Genomic DNA, 14381 nt, shown 5'->3' on the forward strand with positions numbered 1-14381 from the left:
CGCGACGAGGAATAACGCGCCCTCGTCCGGATCGTTGCTGGCACGATCTCTTGGTCAAACCGGGCCGTGCGATCCCGGTGGCACCATGTACAGGGTCATGGCGAAAATCACATAGATGAGCACGAGCAAGGCACCGATAAACCATGCCGACCGTCCGCTGTTGGTGATGAAGCAGGACGTCACGGAGGCGATCATGACCATCGTCACGGCCCCCGGCCAGAACTGCAAATCCATCGGCTTCGGACCGACGACGTAGCTCAGAAGCACCAGCGCCGGCGCGACAAACAAGGCGATTTGAGACGCGCTGCCGAGCGCGATGCTGACGCTCATATCGAGACGGTTCTTGCGTGCCGCGGAAAACGCGACCGCCATTTCTGCCGCGGCGCCGACCAGCGCGACGATGATGAAACCGACGAACGCCGGACTCAATCCCAGCGTCTCGCCCGCTTTCTGCACCGAGCTCACGAATATTTCGCTGACCAGTGCAACCAGCACCGTGACCACGAGAAGAGTGCCCAACGCAAATCCGATCGGCCAGCCGTCGCCACCGGTTTCGCCATGCTCCTCGCTTGCGAACAGCTCCTTGTGTGTCTTGAGCGAGAACAGCAAGCCGAGCCCATAGGCACATATCAACAGCACAGCGAGGCCCGTACTGAGCGACAGCGCCATGGCTTCGCCGCGCGCCGGATCGAGGTCGGCAACAGCCGAGGGCGCAAGCAACGCAATCGTGGCCATCAGCAGCAGCGCTGCGTACATCCTCCCGCCGGCGCGATTATACTCCTGAACGTGATGGCGGAGCCCACCGAGCAGGAATGATGCGCCGAGCATGAAGAGTGAATTGGTGACGATGGCACCAGCGATCGATGCCTTGACCAGCATGTACTCTCCGGCATGCAGCGCAGCGATCGCGATGATCAGCTCGGTCAGATTGCCCAAAGTTGCGTTGAGCAGGCCTCCGACTGCGTCGCCGGTTTTCGCTGCGACGCTTTCCGTCGCGTGGCTGAGAAGGGCGGCCAACGGCACGATGGCAAGGACAGCGAGCACAAACAGGGCGGTGTGGGCGGACGGAGCTGCCGTCTCGACCGCCAGCACGATCGGCACGAAGACCAGCATCCAGAGCAGTGGATTATGTCGAATTTCCTTGAGCAAATGGTGCATGGTACCGCCCGGTCGCAACGAGGTCGACGGCAGTTTCTGAACACCGCGGTCCGCTGAACCTTGATCTATCTCAATCCGGCGCCACCGCCGCGCCAGTCACGACCTGAGCCGGACCGGCCGATCCGGAGCCTCACGGAATTTCCCGAACGGTCAGAAGCGCGTCCATATTTTCAGGCTCCCTCCCCCTTTTGACCTAGATCAACCCGTGGCCGACCAGATTGCGGTTGTTCTCGCGGACATCCTTGATGAGCAGCTCAGGAGCTTACAATGACGAGAAACGCAGCTGTCGCAGCGATTGCATTTTTGGTGACGACCTCGTCTCTCGCTTTCGCAGCAGAGACATCCACGACGGTCGGAGCTGCGCAACCCAGCGCCGCCGACCTGAAGAGCCTGACGGACATGCGTGTCGGCATCGTCAAGGCCGCCTTGCAGCTGACACCCGACCAGGAGAAATACTGGCCGGCCATCGAGGATGCCATCCGTGCGCGAGCGAAAAACCGGCAGGCTCGGTTGGAACGGATTGCCGAACTCCAGGAGAACGGACCGATGGAGGTCCTTGGTGGAAGCAATCCGGTCGAGATGATGCAACGCAGGGCAGATCGGCTGATTCAGCGCGGGACCGATCTCAAGAAGCTCTCCGATGCCTGGGAGCCGCTCTACAAGACATTGAGCGATGATCAGAAGCGAAGGATGGCATTCGTGTCGTTCGCTGTCATGCGCGGCGTGCGAAACGCGATCGAGCAGCGTGGCGGTCCGGACGACGAGGACGAATAAGGCCAAGCTGCCCCTTGGTCACCTTGACCATGTCCTCGGCAACTGTCACCCAGCCAACCATCGGCGGGCCGGCGTGGCGCCGGCAATCGGTGCAGTGACACAGCGCATGGACGACCGGTTCGCCGGTCACCTCGTAACGGATCTCGCCGCAGTGACAGCCGCCGGTGACGTCAGCCATGTTTTCCTCCGCTCGATCAGTGGCTTGCCGGGTCAATAACGCTGCAAGCACCAACGCTTCAATTGCGCATCTTGCCCTTGCGTCGAGCTGTCGCGCGGTCCCCTGCGCCCCCGATCATGCGGGCCGCTGCGGCCCTCACGAAATCGTCATCCCTGCCCTCGGCCCCGCCAAAGCCCCGGGAATAAAGCCCCGGCCCCGCCGATCATCTCCCCGGAACCCAATCCCTGGGCCCACGGGAGACTTGCCATGAGCGGACACGATCACGACCATCGCGATGAGGAAAAAGGCGTCAGCCGACGCAAGGTGCTGGAATGCATGACCTGGGCCGGCACCGGCATGCTGTGGACCGTCACCGGCGGCGTGCCGCATTCGCTCGGCATCGTCGGCTCGGCCGCGGCCGCCGAAGCGGCGCCCGGCATGACCTTCATGCAGATCAGCGACAGCCATGTCGGATTCGACAAGCCGGCCAACCCGAACACCATCGGCACGCTGGAAGAGGCCATCAACAAGGTCCGGGCGATGCAGGTCAAGCCGTCCTTCATGATCCACACCGGCGACATCACGCATCTGTCGAAGGCGTCCGAATTCGATGACGCCGATCGCATCATCTCGCAGGCCAAGCTCGACGTGCACTACGTGCCGGGCGAGCACGATTTCATCGACGAGGAGGTCAAGCTCTACAAGGAGCGCTACGGCCGCGGCACCAAGGGTCCGGGCTACTATTCCTTCGATGCCGGCGGCGTGCATTTCATCGGCCTCGTCAACGTCGTCGACCTCAAGGGCGGCGGCCTTGGCAATCTCGGCAATGAGCAGCTCGAATGGCTGGAGAACGACCTCAAGGGCCGCTCGAAGTCGACGCCGATCGTGCTGTTCGCCCACATCCCGCTGTGGACGGTCTATCCGCAATGGGGCTGGGGCACCGAGGACGGCGCCCGTGCGCTGGAATACGTCAAGGGCTTCGGCTCGGTCACCGTGCTCAACGGCCATATCCACCAGGTGATGCAGAAGGTCGAGGGCAACGTCACCTTCCACACCGCGCGTTCGACCGCCTTCCCGCAGCCGGCGCCGGGCTCCGCCCCCTCGCCCGGCCCGATGAAGGTCGAGGATGCCAAGCTGCGCAGCATGCTCGGCGTCGCCAGCATCAACTTCAAGCAGAACAGCCAGCCGCTGGCGATCATCGACACGCCGCTGCAAGGCTGAGGGACAAGACCGATGAGTTCGATCAATCGACGCGACTTCGGCATCGCTGTGGTCGCGACCATGCTGCTGCCGGTCACGGCGGCCCGCGCCGAGGACACCGCGATTCACATCGACAACTTCTCGTTCACCCCGCCCCAGCTGGACGTGAAGGTCGGCACGACCGTGACCTGGACCAACCGCGACGACATCCCGCACACCGTGGTGTGTGCGGGCAAATTCCGCTCCAAGACCATGGATACCGACGGCACCTTCTCGTTCACCTTCACGGAGCCCGGCGAGTACAAGTATTTCTGCTCGCTGCATCCGCACATGACAGGCAGTGTCAAGGTTGGGTAACGTGACAACCCATACAATCACAACCATGCCCGGCCGGTGGCCCTCCGCCCCCGGCCGGGCACGAGCCGTCTCTCGACATGCCGGGCAGAACACGATGGTTGTCAACGCGTCGCAAGACGATCCCGAAAAGGCGCGGCGCTTCCGCGAGGCCGCGCTGCCGTATCTTGACGACGCCTATACGCTGGCCCGCTATCTGCTGCGCGACGCCGCCGACGCCGAGGATGCGGTGCAGGAATGCTATCTGCGCGCCTACAAGCATTTCGACAGCTACCGCGGACCTGCGATGAAGCCGTGGCTGTTCGCGATCCTGCGCAATGTCTGCCGCGCCGAATACGCAAGGCGCAAGACAGCTCCAACCGCGGTCGAGGAGTTGCCCGAAGGCGGCGAGCAGACCCCGCTGTGGAATGAAGCCCCGGAGACCCCGGAAAAGCAGCTGCTGCGCCGCTTCGACGGCGAGACCGTGCGCAAGCTGGTCGCGGCGCTTGCCGAGCCGTTCCGCGAGACCTTCGTGCTCAGGGAAATCCAGAATCTTTCATACCGCGAGATCGCCGATGTCGCCGCCGTGCCGGTCGGCACCGTGATGTCCCGCCTCGCGCGCGCCCGCGCCATGCTGCGATCGGCCTGGCTTGCGGAACAGGAGCAAGCGAAATGACCTGCGAGGAAGCAGAAGTGCTGATCCACGCGCTGATCGACGGCGAACTCGACGCCGGCCATGCGCGCGAAGTGGAAGCCCATGTCGAGGGGTGCGCGCATTGTGCCGCGCTCATGAAGGAGTATCAGGAGATCCGCCAGGCGATCGCCGAGAGCGATTTGAGCTACAAGGCGCCGCTCGAGCTGCGCCGCAAGATCGAGAAGTCACTGCCGCAACCACAAGCGCAGGCGGCGCCGACCCGGCGCTCGGTGCTGCGCGGCTTCGCGCTGGGCTCCGCGGTGTCGGCGATGGCGGCGACCGGCCTTGTCGCGATCGTGCTGCGCAACGATGACGAGCAGCGCATCGAGAACGAGGTCGTGTCGGCGCATCTGCGTTCGCTGCAGGCCGGCCACCTCACCGACGTGATCTCGACGGATCAGCACACGGTCAAGCCCTGGTTCAACGGCAAGCTCGACGTCTCGCCGCCGGTGATCGATCTCACCGCGCAGGGCTTCACGCTGATCGGCGGCCGGCTCGACTACGTCAACGCCCGCGAGATCGGCGCCGTGGTCTACAAGCGGCGCCAGCACGTCATCAACCTGTTCGTCGCGCAGACCGCGAACACCGAACGCAAGGCGGCGAAGATCTCGACGCTGCAGGGCTTCAACATCCGCCGCTGGAGCGACCGCGGCTTGAATTATTGGGCGGTCAGCGATCTCGGCGCCGACGAGCTTACGGAGTTCGGCGACAAGTTCGAGGGCGCGATGCGCGCGAACAAGGAGGGGTGAGTCTTGTAGCCCGGATGCAGCGCAGCGTAATCCGGGGACGGTCTTACCCGCTGTGAGACCCCCGGATTTCGCTTCGCTGCATCCGGGCTACAGGTTCGAAACTAGGCCGACTTGCGCACCGCGTTGTCGACCAGCGTCTTGCCGAGCGACCAGATCGCGCCGGGCACCTTGTGGCTGCCGGCGATCACGTCGTCGAACGACTTCTCGATCCAGGTGCAGTCCTCTTCGGTGATCATGAGCGGCGGCAGCAGCTTGATGGTGTGGAGGCCGTGGCCGGCGACCTGGGTCAGGATCTTGTGATCCTTGAACAGCGGCACCGTGATCAGCTGGCAGAACAGGCCCTTGTTGGCGGTCTCCAGCAGATTCCACGACGCCTTGAGCCGCAGCGATTTCGGCGGACCGAACTCGACGCCGATCATCAGGCCCTTGCCGCGCACTTCCTTCATCAGTTCGTAGCCGGGCACCATGCGCGTCAGCGCAAGACGGAGCTCGGCGCCGCGTTTGGCGGCGTTCTCGACGAGCTTCTCGGCCTTGATGACGTCGAGCGTGGCAATGCCGGCGGCCATCGCGAGATCGTTCTTGGCGAAGGTCGAGCCATGCACGACCGCGCGGTCCATCTGGTTGAAGATCTTGTCGAAGATGTTCTTGCGCGTCAGCAGCGCGCCGATCGGCACGTGACCGCCGGACAGCGCCTTCGCCAGCAGCACCATGTCAGGCTCGATGCCCCAATGCTCGATCGCGAGGAATCTTCCGGTGCGGCCGATGCCGGTCTGGATCTCGTCGGCGATGAACAGCGTGCCGTATTTGCGGCACAGCGCCAGCGCGCCGGGAAGGAACTCGTCGGTGGGCATGTTGACACCCTTGCCCTGGATCGGCTCGACGATGAACGCGCCGACCTGGCGCGACGACAGCGCCTTCTCCAGCGCCTCGAGATCGTTGAACGGAATCGGGGTGCAGCCCGGCAGCAGCGGCTCGAATCCGCCGCGGAAATTCGAATCATCCGTCAGCGATAGCGCACCGTAGGAGAGGCCGTGGAACGAATGCCCGCAATAGACGATACCGGGGCGGCCGGTCGCGCCGCGCGCGAACTTGATCGCGGCTTCGACGGTTTCGGCGCCGGAATTGGCGAAAAACACCTTGTCCAGATATGGAACATGCTCCAGAAGCCGTTCCGCGAGCACGCCGGCGAGCGTCGAGACATCGAGTTGCACAAGATTGGGCAGATCGGCGTCGAGCACGCTCTTCAGCGCCTGGCGCAGGGCCGGATGATTGCGGCCAATCGCAAAAACGCCAAATCCGCTCAATAGATCAAGGTAACGAGCCCCCTGACGATCGAAGAGGTACTGGCCTTGCCCCTTTTGGAAGCCGACGTCGTAGCCGATGGTCTTGAGAACGCGAACGAGCTGCTCGTTGAGGTGACGCGTGTGCATGGCACCGCGCTGCCCCTCGCGCTCCACAAAAATCTCGGAAACGTCTAGATTGGAACTTACCATTCGTTACATACGTCGGTTGATGGCCATCTCGTCAACTTAAAACGCTCGCTAGCGGCGTTTTGACCCCCGCTCGGATCGTCCAGTTAAGCACAGGTTTGGACCATGTTGCACTGCCCAAGAACTTTCGCGCGTACAATAGCCTTTTCAGGTTTATTTTTGGCCACCGTATTATCACCGGCGCTTGCAGCGGACCCGACCGGCGACTGGAAGGTCGCTGACGGTGTCGCCACCATCCGCGTCGCCCAGTGTAATGGCAACATGTGGGGTGCGGTGGCCTGGGAAAAAACCCCAGGCGGCAAGGATAAGAACAATCCTGATCCTGCAAAGCAGAGCAGGCCGACGCTCGGCATGCCGATCCTGATCGACATGAAGAAGAAGGCCGGCGCCGATGCGTGGGAAGGTCAGGTCTACAACGCCAAGGATGGCCAGCTCTACAGCTCGACCATCAAGCCCGTCGGCACCGATCAGCTCGAGATCCAGGGCTGCGTGCTCGGCTTCCTGTGCGGCGGCGAGACCTGGACCCGCGTCGGTCCGCCGATTCCGGTGAGCGCCGCCGGCAGCCCGGCGGCGAAGGGCACCCAGCCCAAGTCAACAGCGCCGCAGAAAACCACCGGCGCCGTGGCGCCGGCCACCAAGCCGGCTCAAAAGCAGGCCCCCGGCAACGCCAATGCGCAGGCTGACGCCGTGGGCGATATCTGCCTGCTCCCGGACATCGCGCGACCGACGCATTAGCGGAAGTCGGCGGGGAACACCGTCCGCTGACATCGTGGCTCGGCGGCGCCTGCCGCCAAGCCGGTTCGACAGCGAACCGCCAGCGCGTCAGGTGACGTCGTTGGCGATGTCCTCCTCCTTGACCTCGCGCGGCTTGCCCATCAGCGCCGGCTGGAACAGCAACACCGCCGCGAGCGTGGTGACGAGCGAGAGCGCCAGCAGCTTGCCCATGCTCGCGGTACCGGGATGGCTCGACAGCCACAGGCTGCCGAACGCGGTCGCCGTGGTCAGCGCGCTGAAAAAGATCGCGCGCGTCAGGCTCGACTGCAGCAGATTCGTCCTGCCCTGGCGCCACGCCGTGACATAGTAGATCTTGAACGCCACGCCGACGCCGAGCAGCAGCGGCAGCGCGACGATGTTGGCGAAGTTGAGCGGCAGCCCGATCAAGACGCAAATCTCCAGCGTGACGATGCCGGCGACTAGGAGCGGCACCAGCGTCATCAGCACGTCGACGACGCGGCGCAGCGTGAGCCACAGCAGCAGGCCGATCGTGACCAGCGCCAGGATGCCGGCGTGGATGAACGCCTTCACGATGACGTCGCCCGACTTCAGGATCGAGACCGGCCCGCCGATCGCGGTCGGCTCGGCGGCGAGCACGGCGTCGGCAAAGCGGCGCAGATTGTCGTTGTCGTTCGGATCGCCCTTCGGCTCCACCTCGACACGCATCAGGCCGTCCTTGGTCTTCCAGCTGTCGACGAGTTCCGGCGGCAGGTTCTGCAGCGTGACGGTCTGCGCCTGCAGCGTATTGCGGAGCTGATCGAACACGATCTTCATCGGCGCGACGAAGACGTCCTGCGCCTTGTCGCGGGTCGCCTGGTTCGAACCGGCAAGCTTCTGCAGGGCGTCGGCGAGCCGGCGCGCGGCCACCGCGCCCGGCCCCTTGCCGTCGCCCGCGGTCTTGCGCAGGCTGTCGACCGAGCTCTTCAGCGACTCGACATTCTCCTGATCCGACGGCGCCGGATCGACAGAATCCGGGTTGAGCGCGGGGCCAAGCGTCCTGGCCGCCTGCCCGATCAACTTCAGCTTGGCCGGCTGGTCGTCGGGCACGAAGCTGTCGAGCGACATCACGCGCGACACTTCCGGCAGCTTCTCGAGCTTGGCCTCGATCTTCTTGGCGTCGGCTTCCGAGCGCGTCATCACGTTGATAGCGTTGGCGCCGGTGTTCGGGTCCTTCCGCAGGTCGAGGAAGGTCGCGATCGATTCCACTTTGGAATTGCGCAGATTGATCGGGTTGAAGTCGAACTTCATGTAATGGAGCAGCGGCAGGCCCGCGACCGTGACCAGCAGCGTGCCGACGATGATCGGAACGCGATGCTTCTCCAGGAACAGATCGAGCGGCGCCAGGAAGGCGTAGCCGACCGGCTCCTTTTCGCCGGGCGGATTGAGCAGATCGAGCAGCGCCGGCAGCACCGTGATGCTGGTGACGAACGCCACCAGCATGCCGGCGCCGGCGATCTTGCCGAGCTCCGAGATGCCCTTGTAGTCGGTCGGCAGGAAGCAGAGGAAACCGGCGGCGGTCGCCATCGCCGCGAGCGACAGCGGCACCGCGGAGCGGCGCGCGGCGTTTTCCAGCGCCAGCGTCAGATTGTCGTTCTTGAAGCGCTCGGAGCGGTAGCGGACGCTGAACTGGATGCCGAAGTCGACCCCGAGGCCGATGAACAGCACGGCGAAGGCGATCGAGAGCAGGTTCAGCGAGCCGACCATCATCAGGCCGACCGCCGTGGTGATGGCAAGCCCGATGAACAGGTTCACGAACACGGCGAAGATGATCTTGCCGGAATGCAGCGCCATCCAGAGGATGACCAGCACGATCACAACGGTGCCGATGCCGTTGGTGATCGCGCCGTCCTGCACGGTGGCGTATTCCTCGTTGGCGATCGGCACCGGTCCGGTCAGGCGAACGCGCGCGTGATATTCGGTCGGGAATTTCAGATCGGCCGCCGCCTGGCGGATCGCATCGGTTGCGGCCTTGCCCGGCTCCAGCGCCGAATAGTCGATGATCGGCTTGATCTCGATGAAGGCGCGCTTGTCCGAATCGGTCAGCGGCTTGTCGCTGGTGAGCTCACGCCAGGAGAAGGTCGCGTCGCCCTTGGCGAGGACGGTCTCGACCGTCTCGGAGATCAGGTTGAAGGGCGGCGCGGCATTGTCGAGCTTGACCTGCCCGCGCTTGACGCCGGCAAGACCGGTCTCGAGCGCGCCGGTCAATCCGCGAATCGAGGGATCGCCGGCCATGATCTCGATCAACGGCGCGGCCGATTCGAGCTGGCCCGCGACCTTGCCGACCTCTTCGGTCGGCAGGAACAAGAGGCCGTTCTTCTCGAAGAATTCGCCGGAGCCGAGCGCGGTGATCGCCTCGAAGTTCTTCTTGTCGGCCTGCAGCTTCGCGGTGAGCGCCTTCGCGGCCGAGCTGGTCAGCTCGGGCGTCGCTGCCTCGACCACCGCCAGGATCAGGCGCTCGCGATCAAACGCTTCCTCGAACTGGTTGTCGCGCTTGCGCCAATCCAGATCCGGCGAGATCAGCTTGTTGATGTCGGTGTTGATCGAGAAGTTGCGGGCCGTGTAGAAGCCGGCGCCGATCGACAACAGGACAGAGAAAATCACAACCGGAAGGGCAAAACGCGTACAGGTCCTAACAACGGAGACGACAATATTTGTCAGCACTTCGTTTCTTTCTAATCTCGGGGAAGCATGGCCGAAAACGCCCGCTCTGTAGCGGAGTTCCCGGGACCGATCTAATGTTGTTTTGGTTATCTTCCTCGACGGGACGGCGAGGAGGTTCCAAACCACAGGAACGGCCACGAATGGCCGGTATAAACCCCATGAGTGGGCGATAAAGTGACGAACAAGTGAGGGAGACGGACGGTCGCAGAGACCAAAATCCACACTATATTACCTCCAACACCCCTCCTTCGTGATCCTGTCCCCACTCGAAACGCTACCTTTTTGCCACAAATCGCTGTATTTCCATGCGCTTGGGGCACAGATCCCTTCCAGGAACTGTGATGGCGCGGACATTGCAACTGACGTTGCGACGTCCGACGTGTGGAGTGCGTTGCCGAAAAGGCCGCAGGGCATTGAACGAGATTGGTGCAATTTGCGTAACGGACGTCCGATGGAAGTGTTTCTTGCTCAGCCGCGCGGCTTTTGCGCGGGCGTCGTGCGTGCGATCGAGATCGTCGAACGCGCGCTCGAGAAGTATGGCCCGCCCGTCTATGTCCGCCACGAGATCGTGCATAACAAACACGTCGTCGAGAGCCTGAAGAAGAAGGGCGCGATCTTCGTCGAGGACCTCTCGGAAGTGCCGGCCAAGGCTGTGACCGTGTTCAGCGCCCATGGCGTTGCCAGGAGCGTCGAGGAAGAGGCGGAAGCCCGCGACCTGCCGGTGCTCAATGCCACCTGCCCGCTCGTCACCAAGGTCCACAACCAAGGCAAGCGCTATATCTCGAAGGGCCGCGCCCTGATCCTGATCGGGCACGCCGGCCATCCCGAGGTCGAGGGAACCATGGGACAGGTTCCGGGGCCGGTTCTGCTGGTCCAGAGCGTCCAGGATGTGGCGGAATTGAGGCTGCCGAGCGATGCGCCGGTCGCCTACATCACCCAGACCACCCTGTCCGTGGACGACACCAGGGACATTATCGCGGCCCTTCAGGCAAAATTTACAGATATTCAAGGCCCGGATATCAGGGATATCTGCTATGCGACACAGAACCGCCAATCTGCGGTAAGGGACCTCAGCAAACTGGTTGACGTCATTTTGGTGGTGGGGGCCGCCAACAGTTCCAACTCGAACAGGCTTCGTGAAATCGGCACCGAGGTCGGTGTCGCGAGTTATCTCATTGCCGATGGGAGCGAACTCAATCCGGATTGGCTCAAGGATGCGAAGGCCGTCGGCATTACCGCGGGCGCTTCTGCGCCCGAAGTTTTGGTCGACGATGTGATCGAGGCTCTGCGGCGGATCGGACCGGTGTCGGTCTCGGTCGTTCCGGGCCGAGAAGAGAATATCGAATTCCAGCTGCCAGCCGAACTGACTGCGGGCTGATCTGAACCCACATCCCTTTGATAAGTGCAGAAAGAAATCGTCTAATGGCTATACCGTTCTTCAAGGAAATGCGTATCGGCGGTTATCTGATCAAGCAGAAGCTGCTTGGCCGCAAACGCTATCCGCTCGTGCTGATGCTGGAACCCTTGTTCCGTTGCAACCTCGCCTGCGTCGGCTGCGGCAAGATCGACTATCCCGATGCGATCCTCAACCGCCGCATGACGGCGCAGGAATGCTGGGATGCCGCCGATGAGTGCGGCGCGCCGATGGTGGCGATCCCCGGCGGCGAGCCGCTGATCCACAAGGAGATCGGCGAGATCGTGCGCGGCCTCGTGGCGCGCAAGAAGTTCGTCTCGCTGTGCACCAATGCGCTGCTGCTCGAGAAGAAGCTCGACCTGTTCGAGCCGTCGCCCTATCTGTTCTTCTCGGTGCATCTCGACGGCCTGAAGGATCACCACGACAAGGCGGTGTCGCAGAAGGGCGTGTTCGACCGCGCCGTCTCGGCGATCAAGGCGGCGAAGGCCCGCGGCTTCACGGTCAACGTCAACGCCACCATCTTCGATGGCCATCCGGCCGAGGAGATCGCCAAGTTCCTCGACTTGACCACCGAGCTCGGCGTCGGCGTCTCGATGTCGCCGGGTTACGCCTATGAGCGTGCGCCCGATCAGGAGCACTTCCTCAACCGCACCAAGACCAAGAAGCTGTTCCGCGACGTCTTTGCGCTCGGCAAGGGCAAGAAGTGGAATTTCATGCATTCCGGCCTGTTCCTCGACTTCCTCGCCGGCAACCAGGAATACGAGTGCACGCCCTGGGGCATGCCGGCGCGCAACATCTTCGGCTGGCAGAAGCCCTGCTATCTGCTGGGTGAAGGCTACGCCAAGACCTTCAAGGAGCTGATGGACACCACCGACTGGGACACCTACGGCACCGGCAAGTACGAGAAGTGCGCCGACTGTATGGCCCATTGCGGCTACGAGCCGACCGCGGCGACCGCGGCGATCAACAATCCGCTGAAGGCGATGTGGGTTGCGTTGCGCGGCATCAGGACATCAGGCCCGATGGCGCCCGAGATCGACATGTCGAAGCAGCGTCCGGCGCAGTACATCTTCGCCGAGCAGGTCCAGAAGAAGCTCTCGGAGATCCGCCGCGACGAGGCTGCGGCCGCCGCCGCCAAGCAGCAAGCGAAGGCTTCCACCGCCGCCTGACGCGCGATGTGAGCGAAAGCAGAACATGAAAGCCCCGGTTCAGCGAACCCGGGCTTTCATCTTGGATCAGGATGCCGCCTGCTCTTCCAGTCTCGTGCGCAGAAGCAATTTCTCGATCTCCGCCGCGCGCGGCGCGCTGAGTGTGCCACGCTCGATCCCGAGTGGGACATTGCGCAAAGCGAGCTCGCGATACAGCGCGCCGGATAGAGGAAAGCCCTCGTCCAGCGCCCGGAGGTGCTTGAGGATCGTTCCGACGTCGCCGCGCGCCACGCACCCGCCCATGCCATTGGCCAGTCCGCCGTCGAGAACGGCCGCGACCGTCCCGCGCAGCAGCGGCATCATCGCGCGCAACGCGTCGGCCTCGCTGGCGCCAAAGCTCTTCCAGAGCTCGACGCCTTCCTTGAGCAGCGCGATCAGGAACGGGCCGACATAATATGCCGACGCATGATAGAGCGCCCGCGCACCGGCCGGCAGCGCCAGCGGTTCGCACCCGATCCGGGTCGCAAGCAATTCCAGGTCACGCCTGAAGTCGCCCTCTGCCTCGATGCCGACGGTGCATCCGCGCAATCCCTCGAGCGCGACGTCGGGATTGGCAAACATCTGCATCGGATGAAATCCGCCGGTCGCGGCGCCTGCGGATTTCGCATGATCGAGCGCGGCCAGTTCGGTCGCGCCGCTGCAATGAACCACGCGGTGCCGCGGCTCCCAGCGCAAATCGCGGCACACCGGCAGGATCGCGTCATCGCTCACGGTGAGGAAAACCATGTCGCAGCTGTCGACGACCTGCTGCGCGTCCGTCATCGGCAGCGCCGACGGGATGCGGGATCCGAGCCGCTGCGCGGCATCGGCACTGCGGTTGTGGAACGCCGCGACGTTCAGCCCCGCGCGGGCGAAGGCTGGCGCAAGCGTTTGCGCCACACGGCCGGCGCCGATGAAGCCGATCCGCAACGCCGCCAGCGCCCTGCTCATTGCGCGTAGCTCCCGTCGATGCGATCGAGCCTGCGCCGCAGCGCCGGCCATTCCAGCAGGCCGTAGCCGGCCTGCAGATTTTGCGCAGCTTCATTCAGCACCGGATTGGTGTCGCGCTCATTGTCCAGCGTGATCTCGGTGCCGGCAAAGCAGGTCACCGTGTTGCCGATCGCCATCTCGGTCGGCGCATGCAGCGGCCGGCCGCAGCCGAGCGCGTCGACCTGGATCCGGCAGGCCTGCTCCAGCCAGTAGATCGCATTGAACGCCTGCGGAATCGTGTTGCCGCAAACCAGGAGGCCATGATTGCGCAACACCAGCACATTGTTGCGGCCGAGATCGGCGACAACCCGGTCGCATTCGTCCCGATCGATCGCCGGCCCCTCAAAATCGTGATAGCCGATCCGTCCGTGAAACCGCATCGCCGTCTGCGACAGCGGCAGCAGCCCCTCGGCAAGCGTGCTGACCGCGGTGCCGGCCCTGGTGTGGGTATGGAGAACGCAGTTCACGTCGGGCCGCGCGCGATGGATCGGGGCGTGCAGATAGAAGCCGGCGACGTTGACGTTGTAGCCGTGGTCGGGCTGCAGCAGGGTGCGGCCCTCGATGTCGATCTTGACGAGGCTCGATGCGGTGATTTCCTCGTACAGCATGCCATAGGGATTGATCAGATACTGATCGTGATGCCCCGGGACCTGTGCACTGATGTGGTTGTAGATCAGGTCGGTCATTCCGTAGAGCGCGACCAGACGGTAGCACGCCGCAAGATCGACGCGGGTTGCCCACTCCTGTTCTCCCACGACGGCCCTGATATCGTTGACGGCACAAACTTCGATCTGACGCAT

General features: G+C 63.5%; 14 protein-coding genes. 8 read left to right on the forward strand and 6 right to left on the reverse strand.

The window, feature by feature from the left end; translation table 11 throughout:
• Positions 1–54 precede the first annotated feature (54 nt).
• Complete coding sequence (cax, locus tag JEY66_RS30505; protein WP_026192505.1) at positions 55–1158, reverse strand: calcium/proton exchanger; 1104 nt, start codon at positions 1156–1158, stop codon at positions 55–57.
• Between the two features lie 267 nt (positions 1159–1425).
• Here cax and JEY66_RS30510 point away from each other — a divergent pair, with 267 nt between their 5' ends.
• Positions 1426–1932, forward strand: coding sequence for a Spy/CpxP family protein refolding chaperone (locus tag JEY66_RS30510; protein ID WP_026192504.1), 507 nt, complete (start codon positions 1426–1428; stop codon positions 1930–1932).
• Here JEY66_RS30510 and JEY66_RS45725 read toward each other — a convergent pair.
• Positions 1871–2110, reverse strand: a complete 240-nt coding sequence (locus tag JEY66_RS45725) for a GFA family protein (protein ID WP_080650337.1) — start codon at positions 2108–2110, stop codon at positions 1871–1873. The genes JEY66_RS30510 and JEY66_RS45725 overlap by 62 nt on opposite strands.
• Positions 2111–2356: 246 nt before the next feature.
• Here JEY66_RS45725 and JEY66_RS30515 point away from each other — a divergent pair, with 246 nt between their 5' ends.
• The 4 genes from JEY66_RS30515 to JEY66_RS30530 all read left to right on the forward strand — a co-directional run bounded on the left by JEY66_RS30515 (position 2357) and on the right by JEY66_RS30530 (position 5065).
• Positions 2357–3310, forward strand: coding sequence for a metallophosphoesterase family protein (locus JEY66_RS30515; protein ID WP_018270596.1), 954 nt, complete (start codon positions 2357–2359; stop codon positions 3308–3310).
• A gap of 12 nt (positions 3311–3322) precedes the next feature.
• Entirely contained in the window at positions 3323–3646 is a 324-nt protein-coding gene (locus JEY66_RS30520; protein WP_018270595.1) for a cupredoxin domain-containing protein, read from the forward strand.
• Between the two features lie 94 nt (positions 3647–3740).
• Positions 3741–4298 carry a sigma-70 family RNA polymerase sigma factor gene (locus JEY66_RS30525; RefSeq protein WP_018270594.1) on the forward strand — a complete coding sequence of 186 codons (558 nt, stop codon included), beginning with the start codon at positions 3741–3743 and terminating at the stop codon, positions 4296–4298.
• Positions 4295–5065: an anti-sigma factor family protein gene (locus JEY66_RS30530; RefSeq protein ID WP_018270593.1), complete on the forward strand. Its 771-nt coding sequence runs from the start codon at positions 4295–4297 to the stop codon at positions 5063–5065. The genes JEY66_RS30525 and JEY66_RS30530 overlap by 4 nt, the downstream gene beginning before the upstream one ends.
• A 101-nt stretch (positions 5066–5166) precedes the next feature.
• Here the strand turns inward: JEY66_RS30530 and hpnO are convergent, their stop codons facing one another.
• Complete coding sequence (gene hpnO / locus JEY66_RS30535; protein WP_026192503.1) at positions 5167–6558, reverse strand: aminobacteriohopanetriol synthase HpnO; 1392 nt, start codon at positions 6556–6558, stop codon at positions 5167–5169.
• A gap of 102 nt (positions 6559–6660) precedes the next feature.
• Here hpnO and JEY66_RS30540 point away from each other — a divergent pair, with 102 nt between their 5' ends.
• Positions 6661–7290: a DUF2147 domain-containing protein gene (locus JEY66_RS30540; RefSeq protein ID WP_051110086.1), complete on the forward strand. Its 630-nt coding sequence runs from the start codon at positions 6661–6663 to the stop codon at positions 7288–7290.
• Between the two features lie 87 nt (positions 7291–7377).
• Here the strand turns inward: JEY66_RS30540 and hpnN are convergent, their stop codons facing one another.
• Complete coding sequence (hpnN, locus tag JEY66_RS30545; protein WP_026192501.1) at positions 7378–9990, reverse strand: hopanoid transporter HpnN; 2613 nt, start codon at positions 9988–9990, stop codon at positions 7378–7380.
• Positions 9991–10441: 451 nt separating this feature from the next.
• On the opposite strand from hpnN, the gene ispH reads away from it, so the two are divergent.
• Both ispH and hpnH read left to right on the forward strand, forming a co-directional pair.
• On the forward strand, positions 10442–11368 hold the full coding sequence (gene ispH / locus JEY66_RS30550) for a 4-hydroxy-3-methylbut-2-enyl diphosphate reductase (RefSeq protein ID WP_018270589.1): 927 nt from the start codon (positions 10442–10444) through the stop codon (positions 11366–11368).
• A 44-nt stretch (positions 11369–11412) separates the two neighbouring features.
• Positions 11413–12573: an adenosyl-hopene transferase HpnH gene (gene hpnH, locus JEY66_RS30555; protein WP_026192500.1), complete on the forward strand. Its 1161-nt coding sequence runs from the start codon at positions 11413–11415 to the stop codon at positions 12571–12573.
• Positions 12574–12639: 66 nt separating this feature from the next.
• Here the strand turns inward: hpnH and JEY66_RS30560 are convergent, their stop codons facing one another.
• The gene (locus JEY66_RS30560; protein WP_018270587.1) at positions 12640–13542 is read right to left on the reverse strand and encodes a Rossmann-like and DUF2520 domain-containing protein; all 903 of its coding nucleotides are present in this window, start codon (positions 13540–13542) and stop codon (positions 12640–12642) included.
• Positions 13539–14381, reverse strand: coding sequence for a class II aldolase/adducin family protein (locus tag JEY66_RS30565; RefSeq protein WP_016845397.1), 843 nt, complete (start codon positions 14379–14381; stop codon positions 13539–13541). The genes JEY66_RS30560 and JEY66_RS30565 overlap by 4 nt, the downstream gene beginning before the upstream one ends.

The organism is Bradyrhizobium elkanii USDA 76 (assembly GCF_023278185.1).
GTDB lineage: Bacteria > Pseudomonadota > Alphaproteobacteria > Rhizobiales > Xanthobacteraceae > Bradyrhizobium > Bradyrhizobium elkanii.

Bases quoted from the DNA above. Each gene is read 5' to 3' on its own strand.
- cax (WP_026192505.1), bottom strand. From the start codon at position 1,158: ATGCACCATTTGCTCAAGGAAATTCGACATAATCCACTGCTCTGGATG.
- JEY66_RS30510 (WP_026192504.1), top strand. From the start codon at position 1,426: ATGACGAGAAACGCAGCTGTCGCAGCGATTGCATTTTTGGTGACGACC.
- JEY66_RS45725 (WP_080650337.1), bottom strand. From the start codon at position 2,110: ATGGCTGACGTCACCGGCGGCTGTCACTGCGGCGAGATCCGTTACGAG.
- JEY66_RS30515 (WP_018270596.1), top strand. From the start codon at position 2,357: ATGAGCGGACACGATCACGACCATCGCGATGAGGAAAAAGGCGTCAGC.
- JEY66_RS30520 (WP_018270595.1), top strand. From the start codon at position 3,323: ATGAGTTCGATCAATCGACGCGACTTCGGCATCGCTGTGGTCGCGACC.
- JEY66_RS30525 (WP_018270594.1), top strand. From the start codon at position 3,741: ATGGTTGTCAACGCGTCGCAAGACGATCCCGAAAAGGCGCGGCGCTTC.
- JEY66_RS30530 (WP_018270593.1), top strand. From the start codon at position 4,295: ATGACCTGCGAGGAAGCAGAAGTGCTGATCCACGCGCTGATCGACGGC.
- hpnO (WP_026192503.1), bottom strand. From the start codon at position 6,558: ATGGTAAGTTCCAATCTAGACGTTTCCGAGATTTTTGTGGAGCGCGAG.
- JEY66_RS30540 (WP_051110086.1), top strand. From the start codon at position 6,661: ATGTTGCACTGCCCAAGAACTTTCGCGCGTACAATAGCCTTTTCAGGT.
- ispH (WP_018270589.1), top strand. From the start codon at position 10,442: ATGGAAGTGTTTCTTGCTCAGCCGCGCGGCTTTTGCGCGGGCGTCGTG.
- hpnH (WP_026192500.1), top strand. From the start codon at position 11,413: ATGGCTATACCGTTCTTCAAGGAAATGCGTATCGGCGGTTATCTGATC.
- JEY66_RS30560 (WP_018270587.1), bottom strand. From the start codon at position 13,542: ATGAGCAGGGCGCTGGCGGCGTTGCGGATCGGCTTCATCGGCGCCGGC.
- JEY66_RS30565 (WP_016845397.1), bottom strand. From the start codon at position 14,381: ATGCGTCAGATCGAAGTTTGTGCCGTCAACGATATCAGGGCCGTCGTG.